The organism is Melissococcus plutonius ATCC 35311 (assembly GCF_000270185.1).
Taxonomy (GTDB): Bacteria; Bacillota; Bacilli; order Lactobacillales; family Enterococcaceae; genus Melissococcus; species Melissococcus plutonius.
On record NC_015516.1, the window covers coordinates 758,968 to 775,984 of the forward strand.

The 17,017-nt window shown below is 30.6% G+C and carries 18 protein-coding genes and 1 pseudogene; 13 read left to right on the forward strand and 6 right to left on the reverse strand.

The window, feature by feature from the left end; genetic code table 11:
• Positions 1–258: 258 nt before the first annotated feature.
• The gene (locus MPTP_RS03200; RefSeq protein WP_172956375.1) at positions 259–1,458 is read left to right on the forward strand and encodes a 3D domain-containing protein; all 1,200 of its coding nucleotides are present in this window, start codon (positions 259–261) and stop codon (positions 1,456–1,458) included.
• A gap of 130 nt (positions 1,459–1,588) precedes the next feature.
• Positions 1,589–2,155, forward strand: a complete 567-nt coding sequence (locus tag MPTP_RS03205; protein WP_013773629.1) for a GNAT family N-acetyltransferase — start codon at positions 1,589–1,591, stop codon at positions 2,153–2,155.
• 145 nt (positions 2,156–2,300) lie between these two features.
• Here MPTP_RS03205 and MPTP_RS03210 read toward each other — a convergent pair whose 3' ends face one another.
• Both MPTP_RS03210 and MPTP_RS03215 read right to left on the reverse strand, forming a co-directional pair.
• Complete coding sequence (locus MPTP_RS03210; protein ID WP_013773630.1) at positions 2,301–2,813, reverse strand: LURP-one-related/scramblase family protein; 513 nt, start codon at positions 2,811–2,813, stop codon at positions 2,301–2,303.
• A 53-nt stretch (positions 2,814–2,866) separates the two neighbouring features.
• The gene (locus tag MPTP_RS03215) at positions 2,867–3,736 is read right to left on the reverse strand and encodes a Cof-type HAD-IIB family hydrolase (RefSeq protein ID WP_013773631.1); all 870 of its coding nucleotides are present in this window, start codon (positions 3,734–3,736) and stop codon (positions 2,867–2,869) included.
• A 127-nt stretch (positions 3,737–3,863) separates the two neighbouring features.
• On the opposite strand from MPTP_RS03215, the gene MPTP_RS03220 reads away from it, so the two are divergent.
• Both MPTP_RS03220 and pta read left to right on the forward strand, forming a co-directional pair.
• Positions 3,864–4,559 carry a uracil-DNA glycosylase gene (locus MPTP_RS03220; protein WP_013773632.1) on the forward strand — a complete coding sequence of 232 codons (696 nt, stop codon included), beginning with the start codon at positions 3,864–3,866 and terminating at the stop codon, positions 4,557–4,559.
• Positions 4,560–4,698: 139 nt separating this feature from the next.
• Positions 4,699–5,679, forward strand: coding sequence for a phosphate acetyltransferase (gene pta / locus MPTP_RS03225; protein ID WP_013773633.1), 981 nt, complete (start codon positions 4,699–4,701; stop codon positions 5,677–5,679).
• Positions 5,680–5,890: 211 nt separating this feature from the next.
• Here pta and trpS read toward each other — a convergent pair whose 3' ends face one another.
• Entirely contained in the window at positions 5,891–6,898 is a 1,008-nt protein-coding gene (trpS, locus tag MPTP_RS03230) for a tryptophan--tRNA ligase (RefSeq protein WP_013773634.1), read from the reverse strand.
• Between the two features lie 324 nt (positions 6,899–7,222).
• Between trpS and spxA the strand changes: the two genes are divergently transcribed.
• The 4 genes from spxA (at position 7,223) to pepF (ending at position 11,759) form a co-directional block, all read left to right on the forward strand.
• Positions 7,223–7,621: a transcriptional regulator SpxA gene (gene spxA / locus MPTP_RS03235; protein WP_015695165.1), complete on the forward strand. Its 399-nt coding sequence runs from the start codon at positions 7,223–7,225 to the stop codon at positions 7,619–7,621.
• 244 nt (positions 7,622–7,865) lie between these two features.
• Positions 7,866–8,519: an adaptor protein MecA gene (locus MPTP_RS03240; protein ID WP_013773636.1), complete on the forward strand. Its 654-nt coding sequence runs from the start codon at positions 7,866–7,868 to the stop codon at positions 8,517–8,519.
• Positions 8,520–8,721: 202 nt separating this feature from the next.
• On the forward strand, positions 8,722–9,900 hold the full coding sequence (locus MPTP_RS03245) for a competence protein CoiA (RefSeq protein ID WP_013773637.1): 1,179 nt from the start codon (positions 8,722–8,724) through the stop codon (positions 9,898–9,900).
• A 41-nt stretch (positions 9,901–9,941) separates the two neighbouring features.
• Positions 9,942–11,759, forward strand: a complete 1,818-nt coding sequence (gene pepF, locus MPTP_RS03250; RefSeq protein WP_013773638.1) for an oligoendopeptidase F — start codon at positions 9,942–9,944, stop codon at positions 11,757–11,759.
• 99 nt (positions 11,760–11,858) lie between these two features.
• On the opposite strand, the gene MPTP_RS03255 is transcribed toward pepF, so the two are convergent.
• The 3 genes from MPTP_RS03255 to MPTP_RS10210 all read right to left on the reverse strand — a co-directional run bounded on the left by MPTP_RS03255 (position 11,859) and on the right by MPTP_RS10210 (position 13,206).
• Complete coding sequence (locus MPTP_RS03255; protein WP_013773639.1) at positions 11,859–12,509, reverse strand: DsbA family protein; 651 nt, start codon at positions 12,507–12,509, stop codon at positions 11,859–11,861.
• A gap of 102 nt (positions 12,510–12,611) precedes the next feature.
• Positions 12,612–12,935 (reverse strand): CYTH domain-containing protein, encoded by a 324-nt coding sequence (locus MPTP_RS10205; RefSeq protein ID WP_013773640.1) that lies wholly within the window; start codon positions 12,933–12,935, stop codon positions 12,612–12,614.
• On the reverse strand, positions 12,928–13,206 hold the full coding sequence (locus MPTP_RS10210; RefSeq protein WP_013773641.1) for a CYTH domain-containing protein: 279 nt from the start codon (positions 13,204–13,206) through the stop codon (positions 12,928–12,930). The genes MPTP_RS10205 and MPTP_RS10210 overlap by 8 nt, the downstream gene beginning before the upstream one ends.
• 180 nt (positions 13,207–13,386) lie before the next feature.
• Between MPTP_RS10210 and MPTP_RS03265 the strand changes: the two are divergent.
• From MPTP_RS03265 to MPTP_RS03285, 5 genes and pseudogenes are all read left to right on the forward strand, one after another.
• Positions 13,387–14,060: pseudogene (locus MPTP_RS03265) on the forward strand (GTP pyrophosphokinase).
• Positions 14,061–14,080: 20 nt separating this feature from the next.
• Positions 14,081–14,878 carry an NAD kinase gene (locus MPTP_RS03270; RefSeq protein ID WP_013773645.1) on the forward strand — a complete coding sequence of 266 codons (798 nt, stop codon included), beginning with the start codon at positions 14,081–14,083 and terminating at the stop codon, positions 14,876–14,878.
• A gap of 9 nt (positions 14,879–14,887) precedes the next feature.
• On the forward strand, positions 14,888–15,784 hold the full coding sequence (locus MPTP_RS03275; protein WP_013773646.1) for an RluA family pseudouridine synthase: 897 nt from the start codon (positions 14,888–14,890) through the stop codon (positions 15,782–15,784).
• Between the two features lie 170 nt (positions 15,785–15,954).
• Complete coding sequence (tsaE, locus tag MPTP_RS03280) at positions 15,955–16,440, forward strand: tRNA (adenosine(37)-N6)-threonylcarbamoyltransferase complex ATPase subunit type 1 TsaE (protein ID WP_013773647.1); 486 nt, start codon at positions 15,955–15,957, stop codon at positions 16,438–16,440.
• A complete protein-coding gene (locus MPTP_RS03285; RefSeq protein WP_013773648.1) occupies positions 16,433–16,951 on the forward strand; it encodes a GNAT family N-acetyltransferase in 519 nt (172 codons plus the stop codon). Before tsaE ends, MPTP_RS03285 begins: the two co-directional genes overlap by 8 nt.
• Positions 16,952–17,017: the final 66 nt, after the last annotated feature.

The window sequence follows — 17,017 nt, forward strand, 5'->3', positions numbered from 1 at the left end:
ATTGAAATATTTGTTATATCTTTGTCTAGTTTATTACAAAATATTAAAAAATTATCGATACATAAAGCGCTTAAATATAGATGCAAAAAATTTTAAGTAACAATTTTATTAAAAATAAGAAAAAGAATATTACAATTATGATATTTTAAAATTTAAATTGTAATGAACTGTAACTATATTGAAATAAAAAATGCTTGTCAAATTAGTATAATAGATTATGTTAGGTGACATGCATAATATTGAATATTGTTAGGAAGGATGTTGGATATAGTGCAAATGAAAAAGTTACTACCCGTTTTAGTAACATTTATATCTCTTCAACTTATTTTCCCTATAACAACTTTAGCGGAATCATTAGATTCTTTAAAGACAGAAGAGAAAAAAGCAACAGAGAATACACAATCAATTACTCAAAATATCAACACAGCATTAACAGAAGTAAATAAAAAATATGCTGAAGTTGAAAAACTCAAAAAAAATATTTCGAAATCTGAAGCAACCTTGAAAACTTTACAAAAAGAAATGGAAACGACGGAAAAAAATATTGATCGCAGAAAAAAAGCCGTTGGAAATCGAATGAAGGATGTACAGTTGAGTGGTTCACAACGTACTTGGCAAGCCTTATTAAATTCAGAAAATTTGACAGACTTTTTTAATAGAGCGTACGCCATGTCCATTTTACAGAATGCAGAAAAAGAAAAGGTAAATCGGTTGATCGATGAAAGAACAAAATTAACTAACTTACAAATTGAATCCAAAAAAACAAAAGATCAATTAAAAGCAAATGAATCGAAAGCGCAAGACGAAGCATCTAGCATGAATGAACAGGTGACGGATTTAAAAGATCAACTCGCCAAAAACCAAAATTTACTTACACAAATTGCTAGTAAAAAACAGCAAGAACAAAAGAAGTTAGCTGAAGAAAAAATTAGACATGATGAATCAATGAAAAAAGTCGCTAAAAAGACAGAAACTGTAAAGCAGGAAGTAGTAAAAAAATCACTAATAAAAGAAGAACCTATGAAAAAAACACCAGAAATTGAACATAATAAAAAGACCGTTGATAAAGAACCTGTCCAATCAAATGCAAAAAAGGAAACAGGGCAACCAACAGATCAAGAAAATATAAAAGAAAAACCAGAGTATAATAACCTGCCAACTGAACATGGAAATAATCACCAAATTATTGTACAAGCAACTGCCTATTCCTGGAGAGAGTCAGGCGCTAGTCCATTTAGTGCTACTGGCATTGATTTAAGAAAAAATCCAAATGTCATTGCTGTTGATCCTAGTATCATTCCACTAGGATCATTGGTAGAGGTAGCTGGCTATGGATTTGCCATTGCTGGGGATACCGGTGGTGCTATTCATGGAAATATTATTGATGTTCATTTTGATACAGTAGATCAATGCCGATTATGGGGAAGAAAATCTAATGTACAAGTAACTATACAATAAATGATTCCTAAACAAATACTTAACTTTAGTTTGATAATTAAAGTTAAGTATTTTTGCTAATTATTTATTTAAAGATGCATTTGAAGTTAAAAAATGATAAACTTTTATATAGGAAAATGGAGGAGATAAAATGATTCGTTTTGCAAGAAAAGAAGACGCTGCTGAGATTGCACCACTTATTTTAGTCATTTTAAAAGATATGGAATTGCCATTATTAGATGAACATTCTGAAAGAGAAGTACTAGATATTCTAGAAGAAGCAATTGCTGATCCAGATTATCGATATGGATACAAGCGTGGTCTTGTATATGAACAAGAAGGAAAAGTTGCCGGTATTGCTTTTGGTTATCCGGAAGAAGATGAACCAATTATTGATAAACCACTTAGAAATGTCATGAAAAATCATGGTTTAAATGAAAATACACAATTATTTATTGATCCAGAAACATTTGAAAATGAATGGTACTTGGATTCTATTTCTGTCAATGAAAAATATCGGGGACTAGGCATTGGTTCTAAACTTTTAAATGCGTTACCACAACTAGCTATGAAAGAAAATAAAAAAATTATTGGTTTGAATGTTGATAAGGTAAATAAAGAAGCAAAAAAACTTTACTTAAGACAGGGATTTAAAGATGTAGATGAAATTATTATTAGTGATCATACTTATGATCATATGCAAAAACCTGTAGATTAGCAAGCTAACTATAGAAAAGCTTAATTATTTTAATTTGTTATTTAATAAAAAACCAATAAACCTAGTTTATTGGTTTTTTATTAAATCATATCTTTATCATCCATTTAAATGACCCAAAACTATAGGTTACGTGACTTTAATACTTTTAGGTAACTTCCCATCCAATAGAAGAAGGGTTAGGTTGTTTTTTCTTATTATACAGCCAATAATCCAAAATAACAGCAATACAAATACAAAGTGGAGCGTTTTCATCTTGTTTTATATCAAGATGAAAATAGTCTCCTGAGAAGAGGATTACCCGATCCATCTTCATGATTTGATGATTCATATGATAAATAGTATAACAGTGATTTTTAATATCACCAATAACTGTCCAATGAAGTTGCTCAATGTAATAAAAATCGGCATATATACTTAGTAATTTTCTTAATACACCAACTTTTTTAAATTCTTTATATAAATCAAAACGTGTACCGAATATAAAAGAAACCTGTCTAATACTTGCAACTAATTCACCATTCATCTGGTAAAGAGATAAGACATCTCCCTTTGTACCCCAATGACCAATTAATAAAAATATAGATTTACCGTTTATATCTTTGACAACTGTACGGGTTAAATTTACTAATTGTTGTTCTTGTATAAAGTATTCAGACATTACGTTCCCTCCTTTCATTGGTAGTAACGAATAGATATCTATATGTAATACGATTATAAATCTTCTTGAATAGCACGTAAAATAGCGACACCTACACCGTTGTCTAAATTGGTCGTTGTTTGATACTTTGCATAATTTTTGACATCTAATTCTGCATTATCCATTGCAAAACTGACACCTGCCCATTTAAGCATACTTATATCATTAAAATTATCACCAATTGTCATTACTTCATCGGTCGTTAGGTTCATATTTTTAGCCAATCGGGAAACAGCAATTCCTTTTTGGGCATTTTTATGATTAATCTCAATGTTATTTTTAGAAGAAGAAGTAACAATTAGATCTGATGATTGTTCAATTTCTGAACCAATTGGACGAAGAACTTTACTGCCATGAATACTAAATCCAATAATTTTTAGTATTTCAATTTTTTCTTCAGAGATTAGAGAATGGATATCCTCAACATAATTAATGTTCAAAAGTGAGAGATGTGCTGCCGCCATTGCAATAGCCATTTTATAAGTTAAATGAGGCATATTAGTTGAAATGTAAGAAGCAACATTTTCAATACGTTTTTCTCGTTGTTGTGAGTAGACACCTGTATTGGTTGAGATTTCAAAATAGATATCATGAGCATCCAAAATATCTAGGGTTTTATGAGCTAATTGTTTTTCAATGCCAGCAGTTAAAATAGATTCTCCTTGTTTATTAAAAACCTGTGCACCATTTAATGTAATCATGGCACAATTAATTCCTGCTTCTTCTAATGGTGGTTTTGCTTCTGAATAAGCACGTCCAGTAGCTACTATAAATTCAATTCCTTGGTGCTCTGCTTCTCTAATCGCTGAAGCATTGTCTGTTGAAATACTCATCTTATCATCTAGTAATGTTCCATCCATATCTGAGGCGATTAATTTTATCATAAATTTCAACCTTTCATTTATTAATTCTTAATTATAGTGTATCACGTTTTCCGCTGTTCATAATAAGAAAAATTGCTTGTTTTGTTAATAAATATTCGCTATGCTATTGATGAGGAGGAAGATAAGAATGAAAACAATTATTCATAATAGCTGGCAAAGCGTTTTAGAAGATGAATTTTCTAAAGAGTATTATATAGCATTACGTCAATTTTTAAAGGAAGAGTACACGCATAAGAAAGTTTACCCAGATATGTATCATATTTTTTCTGCATTAGAGTTAACACCTTTTGAGAAAGTAAAAGTTGTTATTTTAGGTCAAGATCCCTACCATGGACCAAATCAGGCACATGGATTAAGTTTTTCTGTTCAGCCATGCGTAAAAATTCCACCTTCATTAATGAATATTTATAAAGAATTGGAAGCTGATCTTGGATATGCGCCTGTTTCTCATGGTTTTTTAGAAAGCTGGGCAAAACAAGGAGTTTTGTTATTAAATACCGTTTTAACGGTCCAAGCTGGTCAAGCATACTCCCACCAAGGAAAGGGATGGGAAAATTTAACAGATGCAATTATTAAAAAATTGAATGAACGAGAAAAGCCAGTTGTATTCATTTTATGGGGTAGACCTGCTCAAGAAAAAATAAAAATGATCAACACACAAAAACATATTATCATTAAGTCTTCTCACCCAAGTCCTTTATCTTCTCACCGTGGCTTTTTTGGTTCTAAGCCATTTTCAAAGGCAAATCAAGCATTAGAAAAACTAGGAGAAACACCAATCAATTGGCAACTACCTGAAACAGTACAACAAAACAGACCTTAACTGTTACACCTCAGATGAGAAAAAAATTAAAAACAAGACTATATAAGGAATTTTTTATTAATACAGTCAAAAATAACTGTTGTTTTTTCTATTTTTGGTGTATGATTGGAAAGTAAATATTGATATTGGAGGGTATATCGTGGAATTATTCGATAGCTTAAAATTTAAAGTTGTACGCCGTAATATTAGGGTTGTTTTTCCAGAAGCAACTGACCCAAGAATTTTGGGAGCAGCTGCTCGTTTAAAGGCTGAGGAATTATTGGATCCTATTCTAATTGGTAATTCGGACGAGATTGTTAAAGCTGCTCATGCACGTGGAATTAAAACATCCAATTTTACAATTATTGATCCAGAAAGCTATGAAGATTGGGATAAAATGGTTGCTGCTTTTGTTGAACGCCGTAACGGAAAGGCAACAGAAGAAGATGCACAAAAAATCTTAAAAGATGTAAATTATTTCTGCACAATGCTAACCTATATGGGAATTGCAGACGGAATGGTTAGTGGAGCAATCCATGCAACTGGTGATACTGTTCGTCCAGCACTACAAATCATTAAAACAAAACCAGGAATTAGTCGAACAAGTGGTGCTATGATTATGGTTAGAGGACGTGACCAAGAAAAATATTTATTCTCTGATTGTGCAATCAATGTTAACCCGAATGCTCAGGAATTAGCAGAGATTGCGGTGGCCAGTGCTAACACTGCTGAATTATTCGACATAGATCCAAAGGTTGCTATGATGAGTTTCTCAACGAAAGGTTCAGCCAAGGCACCAGAAGTGGATAAAGTAAGAGAAGCAACAGAATTAGCAAAAAAAATGGCACCAGAATATGAAATTGATGGAGAGTTACAATTTGATGCTTCTTATGTTGCATCTGTTGCACAATTGAAAGCACCAGATTCAAAGGTTGCTGGACAGGCAACAGTGTTTGTTTTCCCTGAATTACAATCTGGTAATATTGGTTATAAAATTGCACAACGTTTAGGCAATTTTGAAGCAATTGGTCCAATTCTACAAGGATTGAATAAACCAGTTTCTGATTTATCACGTGGTGCAAATGAAGAAGATATTTACAAGTTATCAATTATCACAGCTGCCCAAACATTAATGAATTAAAAAATATCGAATTGGGTTAAGCTAAAAAATAAGAAGTTGAGAAATTTTTTCTCAACTTCTTATTTTTTAGCTTAACAGTTGGTTGATTAACACAATATAGGAATTGTTCAATCTTTTGAATATTGAATGCTCTTTATAAATAAAACATAAGCAAGATTTCGATACCTAATTTAGTTAATTAAGTAAATTTAATCAATTGAGGTATTTTTAATTAGTTACCATGTCTACCTAGTCCAACAGCATCTTTCATTTTTTGTAGTGTTTTATTTGCGACTTTTCTTGCTCTTTCTGCACCTTCATCAAGAATTTCATCTAATTCATTGGTTTGAAGTAGCTTATAGTATTTTTCTTGAATTGGTTCAAGAGTTGCAACTACTTGTTCGGCCAAATCACCTTTAAACTTTCCATAACCTTGTCCTTTGTAAATTTCGCACAATTCTGCAATAGACTGATCACCTAGAGATGAAAAAATAGTCAATAAATTAGAAATGCCAGGTTTATTTTCTGGATCATATTCAATAATACCCGTTGAATCAGTGATAGCAGATTTTATTTTCTTTCTAATCACAGCTGGTTCATCTAATATAGAAATATATCCCTTATTATTTTCATCTGATTTACTCATCTTTTTTGTAGGATCTTGTAAACTCATAATCCGACTACCATATTCTGAAATTTTAACTTCAGGCATAACAAGAATATTTTCTTCTGATGAAGCATAGCGTTTATTAAAGCGTTCAACAAAATTACGAGCAAGTTCTAAATGTTGTTTTTGATCTGCACCAACTGGAACAAATGTTGTATTATATAAGACAATATCACCTACCATTAGTGGTGGGTAGGTTAATAAACCTGCACTAACACCAGTACGTTCGTTTTTTTGTGATTTATCCTTAAATTGGGTCATTCTCTCTAACTCCCCAATAGAAGTATTGCATTGAACAATCCAGGCAGCTTCTGCATGCGCACTAACTTCAGATTGAATGAATATAGTAACCTTTTTTGGATCTAAACCAATAGCCAAATAAAGCGCTGCTAGGCTTTTAATTTGTTTCTTCAATTCATGTGGGTCTTGTGGAACCGTGATTGCATGTTCATCAACAATACAAAAATAACAAGAATAATTTTCTTGAAGTTCAACAAATTGCCTCATCGCACCAATATAATTACCAATTGTTGGTGTACCACTTGGTTGTATACCTGAAAAAATAGTATCCATTAAATTAATCATCCCTATCTATTAAAATCAATTATTAAAACTATTATACAATTAAATTTCGAAAAATTCACCATCCCATTCGTTTAATAGTTATAATAAAAATACCTAAATAAAAAAGAAATAATATTATTATGTAATTGTTATCATTTATTCATAAAGTTTATTAATATAATCATAATGTTAAATAAAAACGGATAATTAACAAAAAAAATAAAAAAAAGAACTAGTAATTTTATTTGAATTTCGTTATACTAATGTTGAATGGAGTAACAGTAAGCTACTCTATTTTAAATGTGTAATAATTTAAATAAAGGAGTGATGCACATGTTAATACTTTATACTTCCCCAAGTTGTACCTCATGTCGAAAGGCTCGAACGTGGTTACAAAATCATAATATTCCGTTTAATGAACGAAACATTTTTTCAGAGTCCCTAAGTATTACGGAATTAAAAACTATTTTACGAATGACTGAAGGTGGGACAGAAGAAATTATTTCAACCCGATCGAAAGTTTTTCAAAAAATTGGTATTAATTTAGGTGAATTATCATTGCTTGAACTCTTAAGCTTGATTAAAGAAAATCCTGGTTTATTACGTCGACCTATTATGATTGATGAGAAGAGATTACAAATTGGATTTAATGAAGATGAAATTCGTCGCTTCTTACCTCGAAACATTCGTCAGCTTGAACTACGTCAAGCACAATTAATGGCAGGTTTATAATATAAAATAGTTATTATAAAATTTATTTAGAGAAGATAAATATTAATTTTTATCTTCTCTCTTTTTTGATCGGTATACTTTTATATTTAAATAAATTCAGCTAGAATAAATATAGAGTGAGTAATCCAAATATAAAGTTTGAACTATTTGTAATTATTTGAATTTTTTCTTTACTTTTAAAAAGATTTCGTTACAATAAACGTAAGCAAGTTTCCTGAACGAAGCATAAGCGAGGTGTAGCTACATGAAAATGGAACACATCAATGAAAATACAATTCGAGTTTTGATTGGTAATGAAGATTTAGCAGATAGAGGAATTACATTTTTAGATTTGCTTGGTAATCATAAAGAAGTTGAAAATTTCTTTTACAGTATTTTAGAAGAAGTTGATGTAGAAGATGAGTTTCAGGGAAGTGAAGCAGTAACATTTCAAGTTTTACCAAAAAATGATGGGTTAGAACTATTTATTAGTAAAAATGCCTCTATGGATGAACTATCTTCCTTAAATGTAGATGGATTAAATGAGATGAATACTGAAGATACTGAAAGAGTACAAAAGCAATTGATGACAGAATATGATGAAGAGGAAGATTCTAAAGATACCTCTTTGAAAACAATGGTTTTTAAAGCATGTAGTTTTGATGAATTGATTCAATTAGCTGATAACATTGATTTATCGACTGCTTGGACAAGCCTTTATAGTTATAATAATAATTATTATTTACAAGTAATTTTCTCGTTAGAAAATACGGATGAAATAATGTTAAATACAGAGATTTTGCAAATTCTTGAATTTGTTAATCATGCAAAAGTATCACCAGAGATTTTGGGTGAATATGGTAAATGTCTAATCAAGCAAAACGTTTTAGAAACTTTGAATTGCTATTTTAATCACTAATTAAGGCAAATTAATTATTAAAATAGGTGATCAAGCAGAATAAGATTGTTTGTTTTTCGGGTTATGTTATTCATTATAATTCTTATTTATTAAGCATTGAATGTTGTTTTGTTCAATGCTTATTTTTTATTGTCTATATAAAACATGAATAGTAAGAGAAGTAACCAAAATATGCGTAATTAATGATAGGAGGTGATTTTCCTTGTTTCAAGCCTACGATAAAGCAAATCACTCATTAGTATCGCTGATGTTTTTAAATAAGGAAGAAATTAACAAATTAAAGCAAAAGCATTATTTATGTTTAGCTTGTAAGCAACCTGTGATTATTAAAAATGGTTCTGTAAAACTTGCCCATTTTGCCCATCAATCAAAGAAATTCTGTGAATTTTTTAGTGAGCGAGAAACGAAAGAGCATCTTTTACTGAAAGAAATAATGGTAAGATGGTGTAAAAAAGAAGGATTAATCTATCAATTAGAATGTTATTTACCAACAATAAAACAACGTCCTGATTTGTTAATCGGCAATATTGCTGTTGAAATTCAATGTAGTCCATTATCGATTGAACGGCTAAAAGAGAGAACAAAAGCCTACCAGGAAAATGGCTATATTCCATGGTGGATATGTGGTGAAAAATTACTACCAAAAGGCAAACTTCCAATATTAATAAAACATTTTTGTTCATTTTCTAGAAATTTTGGTTTCTATTTTTGGGGAATTGACTGGAAAGAAAAAAACTTAATTTTATATTTTCATATTGAAGAAAGTTATACAAAAAAACTATATTACGAGAAAAAAACTTGGCCATTGTACTCTTTTTCTTTATTAACTATCTTTTTTTATCCAATATTATCAACTTTTTCTCATCAACGTGTCCATAATACAGCAGATTTGATAAAAGATTATATCCAGAATTTAACGAAAAAATTAATGACAAATGATAAATGTATCTATAAATTACAACAAGAATTATATAGTAATCACTTGCATTTGCTAGAATTACCTTATTGGTTTTATTATCCAGGAATTTCCCTATTTTGCTGCAAAGAATCTGAGATACTTATAAAATATTTGGTTTGGAAGATTATTGATAAACATGTAGATCAAAAAATAACACATCATCAATTATTAAAATTAATTAGTCAACAATTAAGAAAACATTCATCTGTATTCTATGCATTTCCATGTATTTCATTGAAAGTCTGCATAGGTTATTGTTCTTATCAATTATATCGTTGGTTGATAGATAGTCAGATTTTATTGCCAACTACCAATGATGAAAGTTGGATGGTTAGACAAGCAGAAAAAAGAAATTTAAAGGTAGATCAATCAATTAGTAAAAAAATGAAAAGCTATATCAGTGCTACTCCGTATCAAGTATGATAAAATTACCTTGTTCAATTCAATGATAGGAGAGAAATGATATGGAGAAAATAAAACAATTACCTAACAGATCTGAGATACCTAAGGAAATGACTTGGGATTTAACAAAAATATTTATGGATGATTCGGAATTTGATCTAGCTTGTCGACAGTTAATAGAAAAACTAAAAGAAGCAGAAACAATTAAAAATACGTTAAAAAATAATGCAACAACATTTTTAAATGGAATTCATTATCTTTTAGATATTTATCGAAAAATTGAAACTATTTATGTATACGCACATTTAAAAAATGATCAAGATACAGCAAATACGACTTATCAAGAATTGGATGCTAAAGCAGGAAATTTATATGCACAAGTAAGTGAAGCTGTTTCGTGGTTTGAACCTGAAGTATTATCAATGCCAGATACACAAATTTGGCAATACTTCAAAGAGGAGCCTCAATTAGAAGAATATAGACATTTTATTGAAGATATTTTAGACAATCGAACTCATGTCTTAGCTGCTGATAAAGAAGCATTACTTGCTGGAGCCAGTGAAATTTTTGGTGCACCTAGCAATATATTTTCTATTTTAAATAATGCAGATTTGGTTTTTCCAGTTATTAAAAATGAAGAAGGTAAAAGTATTCAATTATCCCATGGCATCTATAGTCAACTAATGGAAAGTGTTGATCGTAATGTTAGAAAGGCGGCCTATGAAGGATTTTATAGTGTGTATCGTCAATTTAGAAATACATTTGCATCGACATTAGGAACTCACGTTAAAACTTTTAATTATAAAGCAAAAGTAAGAAATTATTCATCAGCTAGAGAAGCAGCGTTAAAGAGCAATCATATACCTGAAAGTGTTTATGATACATTGGTAAAAGTAGTTGATAAAAATTTACCATTGCTGCACCGATACGTTCAACTGCGCAAGAAATTATTAAAAGTAGATAAACTGCATATGTATGATATGTATACGCCTATTTTTTGTGAGGCACCGATTAAATTTTCATATGAAGAAGCAAAAAATGAAGCATTAGCTGCATTACAACCGCTTGGCAGTGAGTATCTTGATATAGTAAAAGAAGCATTTAGTCATCGCTGGATTGATGTAATGGAAAATAAGGGAAAACGAAGTGGTGCTTATTCATCTGGTTCTTATGATACATTTCCATACATTTTACTTAATTGGCATGATAGTTTAGACCAATTATATACGTTGGTTCATGAGATGGGTCATAGTGCACATAGCTATTTTACAAGGAAAAATCAACCCTATGTGTATGGTGACTATCCTATCTTTTTAGCAGAGATTGCTTCAACAACCAATGAAAATATTTTAACAGAATATTTATTAAAGACAGAGACAAAGCCGCAGGTACGCGCCTATATATTGAATCATTATTTAGATGGCTTTAAAGGGACAATTTTTAGGCAAACTCAATTTGCTGAATTTGAACAGTTTATTCATGTCGCAGATGCAAATGGAACACCATTAACAAGTGAATATTTAAGTGAAAATTATAAAAAATTAAATAGAAAATATTATGGAGACGCTGTTGAACCAGACAATGAAATTGCATTAGAATGGACACGAATTCCACATTTTTATTACAATTATTATGTTTACCAATACGCAACTGGATTTTCTGCAGCATCCACTTTAGCAAATAAAATTATGACACAAGAGCCACATGCCTTGGAAAACTATCTGAATTATTTAAAATCAGGTAGCAGTGATTATCCAATAGAAATAATGAAAAAAGCAGGAGTTGATATGACAAGACCAGATTATATAGAAAATGCTATGTTAATATTTGAAAAACGTCTTACCGAGTTAGAAGAAATAACAGATGAGTTAATAAAATAAACGACAAAATCTACCTCTATTATTTATTTTTGTATAGTATCAAATCTTGTTAAAATAAATTAAAGCAGTTAAAGAATTTTAACTGCTTTAATTTATTTCTTAGTTAATTAGATGGAGATGTCTAGTTGCACATATTTTCTTTTTCTGACTATGTAAAAAAGGATAATGGAAGGATGATAACGATGAGTCTTTTATTTCACATAGACGATTGATCTCTTCAATTGATGAGCAATCTTCTAGTAACACACCAAAGTCTCGTTCACAAGCATAATTATAGATGACGATAGTAGGATGCTTGGCTATTTTCATTTCTTGAGCGATTTTTTGATCTGCTTGAAAAGATTCTTTCACAAATTCAGATTGTCGATCTGCTTTATACATATCCAAGTCAATACCTATTTCGGTTAAAAGCTGTTCAGATAACTTTGTTGAATAAGGAATATGTTTTTGTGTAACCATTTCTTGTAGATGAAGTAAAAAGTAACAACCTTTTTTCTTACCTTGCAATTGTGCTGCTTTATAATCTAATGAAGCTGAATAGATATCCTCAGATAATTTGTTATGTTTATCAATATCATTAAGCGGTATTTTTAAGCGTTTCATCAAATCGTTGATCGTTTTTAAGTTTAATAAAGGAATAATGCGAAATTGTATTTTTGTATTGTTTTCTTCCATTAAACATAAAATATTTTTTTCAACATCTAGGCAAATATCACCTAGGGGATTCACAAAAAGATAAATTTCAACCATTAATATTCCTCCGGTTAGCTATTTTCCAGTCTAGAGCAATTTCTCTAGACCAACATCCCATATGATAACAAAAAAGAAAGAAAAAATGAAATAATTTGCATTTCAGTTATTTAAATTCTGAAAATGGGAAGTAAGCATCATCCGCTCTATCTTATTTGGTGTCTTTTTTTTATGAATATTTAGCTCATTTAGAAAATCATTAAAGGCTTTTTCACCAGTTCTTTCATTTTCTACTTCAATTTCTATTTCATAATCATGATGATTGTTGTACCAATTCTCATCAAGAGCGAGCAACCCAGCAGCTATTTGTTTTTCGGCTCGTTTTGTTGTTAGGTATCCTAGGCAATGAAATTGTCTAGCATCTAGGTTTAGAGCTTGTAATTTATTATGAACTGCACCATAGGTAGGTAATTGGTCATTAGACAATAACTTTTTTTGCTTTCTGGGTAGACAATTTGTCTGTCACCTCAAGGAGACCAGAAGTGGCAGGTAGTTTTAAAGTTAATTCTGCCTTATTGGCAAAACATCTGATTCTCAATCCCATGTTCTGTTTTTTTAAATGAAAATCTTTTGTATCAAAATAATAGTTTGTTTGTATGAAAAATTGTTTTTCAGTTATATTAAAATGGGCAATTAATTGTTGAAATGTTTCTTTATTTATCAAGGTTTTAAATTCTATTTCTCTTGTTTCACTCATAATAAATTTTCTACTTCCTTTCAATCAAGTTAGTTTTTGCATATATTCAAGAGGCTTGTCAATTAAATAAAATTCTATGTAAATAAATTTAAATAAATTGTTTAGCATTTTGTAGATATTTTATTTTCAATGTTTATGGTAAAATAATAAATGAGTAAAGTCTAGAAAATGGGGGATATGATGGAAAAGGAATGGGAACTGTTTTTAATGCCATATGAGCAGGCTGTTAGCGAGATGAAAGTCAAACTTAGAGGAATTAGGAAACAGTTTCATGAGCAAACGATGCATACACCTATTGAGTTTGTCACTGGGCGAGTAAAACCTATTGATAGTATTTTGACTAAGGCAAGGTTAAGACATATTGCAATGGATCATTTAGAATAAGAAATGCAAGATATAGCTGGACTTCGTATTATGTGTCAGTTCGTTGATGATATTTATCAAATTGTAGAATTGATAAGAAAAAGAAATGATATGGAGATTATTCAAGAAAGAGATTATATTACAAACAAAAAAATAGTGGTTATAGATCTTATCATTTGGTAATTGAATATCCAGTTCAATTAACTACCGGTGAGAAAAAAATATTAGCTGAAATTCAAATTCGAACACTTGCTATGAATTTTTGGGCAACCATTGAGCATTCATTGAATTATAAATACCAGGGACATTTTCCAGAAGAAATACAAGATAGATTACAAAGAGCAGCTGAGGCAGCTTATCAGTTGGACGAAGAAATGTCTTCAATTCGTGAGGAAATACAAGAGGCTCAACATTATTTTTCTCATGGCAGGAGGATAATCAAAAATGAATATTTTCCTTATTCAATAACAGACAATCAACAAAATAAGTAAGTATAGGAGTCGAGAAGCTTATGAAGGTTGCAATTGTTTATAATAATAATGATAAATCAAAGCAAATAACCACAAAGTTAATTAAGTTGTTAAAAGAACATGCGATAGAAATTGATGAACAGCATCCTGAATTAATCATTTCTGTCGGTGGTGATGGAACATTACTTTCAGCTTTTCATCGGTTTAACCATCGATTAAATGAGGTGCGTTTTTTAGGCATTCATACGGGGCATCTTGGTTTTTATACAGATTGGCGCGATTATGAAATAGATGAATTGATAGAAAGCTTAAAAAGGCCTCAAGAAAAGAGTATTAGCTATCCTTTATTAGACGTAAGAATTGATTTTTATAACAAACGGCCTTCACAACATTTTTTAGCGTTAAATGAATCAACCATCAAACGGGGCAATCGAACAATGGTAGCAGATATTTTTATTAAGGATGAATTATTTGAACGGTTTAGAGGCGATGGTGTTTCTATATCTACTCCAACGGGATCAACCGCTTATAATAAAAGTGTTGGCGGTGCTGTTTTACATCCGAGTATTAATGCTTTTCAATTAGCAGAAATTGCCTCATTAAACAATCGTGTTTTTCGAACATTAGGTTCACCAGTTGTTATTGCTCATACGGAATGGTTAGAGATTAAACTTCAGGAAAGTCATGATTATTCAGTTACAGTAGATCAATTAGATATTTTCCAAAAGGAAGTTTCCTCTGTCCATTATAAGATATCAGAAGAAAGGATTCACTTTGCTTCCTATCGTCATATGCATTTTTGGCATCGAGTAAAGGACGCATTTATCAGTGAAGATTAACGATTAGGCATGGAATTTAGTTGGATTTATGATGAAAATGAACCTAAGCAGATTAAATATTTTCTAAGAGAATTAGGAATCTCCAAGCGTTTATTGGCAAAGATCAAATTTCAAGGCGGAAAAATTAAAGTTAACCATCAAATTCAAAATGTCCTTTTTTATTTAACAAAAAATGATCAATTGCAAGTAGTTATTCCTAATGAAGCTGAACATGAAACAATGTTGTTAGACACAACACCTATTGATATTATATTTGAAGATGAACACTATTTAGTTGTCAATAAACCAGTAAATATACCTTCTATTCCAGCTCAATACCATCCAAATGGAACAATGGCGAATCGGGTAAAAGCTTATTATAAAGAGAAAAATTATGCTAACCAGGTCGTTCATATCGTTACTAGGTTAGATCGTGATACAACTGGACTAATGCTTTTTGCCAAACATGGCTTTGCTCATGCTTTATTAGATCAGGAATTAAGAAATAAACGAGTTGTCAAAATTTACCAAGCACTTGTTGGAGGTAATATTGCAAATTTAGATTCACATGGCCGGATTGATCTACCTATTGGTAGAGATCATTCATCTTTGATGAAACGTCAGGTGATTTCAACTGGCCAACAAGCAATAACGGAATATTGGATAGAAGAAAAATATACCGATTTTGCAGCCGTTCGTATTCAATTACATACTGGAAGAACTCATCAGATACGTGTTCATTTTTCAGCTATTGGTTGTCCATTGATGGGAGATGAATTATATGGAAGAGAAAAACAAAGGATAAAACGACAAGCACTTCACTGTAGTTGCTTGTATTTTAAGCACCCATTTACAAAGCAAGAAATTGAATTGAAACTTCCTCTACCTTTAGATATGAAAAATATATCTAGTGTCACAAATAATTGAAATGAATTTAGAAGCAAGAAGAAAGAATAGTTTTTTCTTCGCTTTGCTTAGTGATTTGTTATAGTTTTGTTGGTAAGATATTTATGAAATTATCTTTATAAGATAAAACTATAAGTTTATTCAGCTTTTATAGAAAAATACAAAAATTATTTATAGGATAGGTCAAAAATATGGAGATAAAGAATGCAGATCTTGAAACAGTTGAACAGTTGGCCAAATTAATTGGAAAACAAGTACAACCAGGAAACGTTATTTTTTTGGTCGGTGATTTAGGAGCTGGTAAGACTACAATGACAAAGGGAATTGCCAAGGGATTAGATATAAATCGTATGGTAAAAAGTCCAACTTATACAATTATTCGTGAATATGAAGAAGGTCGAATCCCTCTTTATCATATGGATATTTATCGAATAGGAAAAAATACAGAAGATTTATACCTAGATGAGTATTTTGAAGGAAATGGCGTATCCATTGTTGAATGGGGAAATTTATTAGGAGAAGACACAAAACCAGTTGACTATTTAATAATTTATTTAGAAAAGAAAGAAAGTAATCCTACTACTCGTCTTGTTAGGCTACAGGCAATTGGTAGATATTCTAAGCAATTACTTGAGCAAATTCAAGTGAAATGGAAAGAAGAACGATCTGATGAGTGAAGAAATTACTATCCGAGAAGCAATACCAACCGATGCAGCACAAATGCTTACCGTAATAAAAAAAATAAATGCTGAAACTTCTTATTTAGTGATGGATGAAAATATCCAACGTTTAACGAAAGAAGAAGTAGCAGATAATCTTGCTGCTCTTTACTCCTCTTCTAATAATATTACATTATTAGCTTTAAATAATGAAAAAATTATTGGTTTAGCATCTGTAAAAGCTTCATCTGAGCAAGGAATGTCTCATATTGGTGAAATTGGAATCAGTCTTTTAAGTGACTATTGGGGATTTGGGTTGAGTAGTATTTTATTAGAGGAAATTATACAATGGGCAAAAAATACCTATTTGATTCGAAGATTAGAGCTATCTGTTCAAAAGAGGAATCAACGTGCTTTCCATTTGTATAAAAAATTTGGGTTTAAAATTGAAGCTGAAATGCTAAGAGGTTTTCAAACGAAAGATGGAGAATTTTTGCCTGTTTATCTTATGAGTTTGTTAATCGATTAATAGTCATTTTCTAAACAAATAGAAAATGACTATTATATTATACAAAAAAAACAACAAACTAACTTG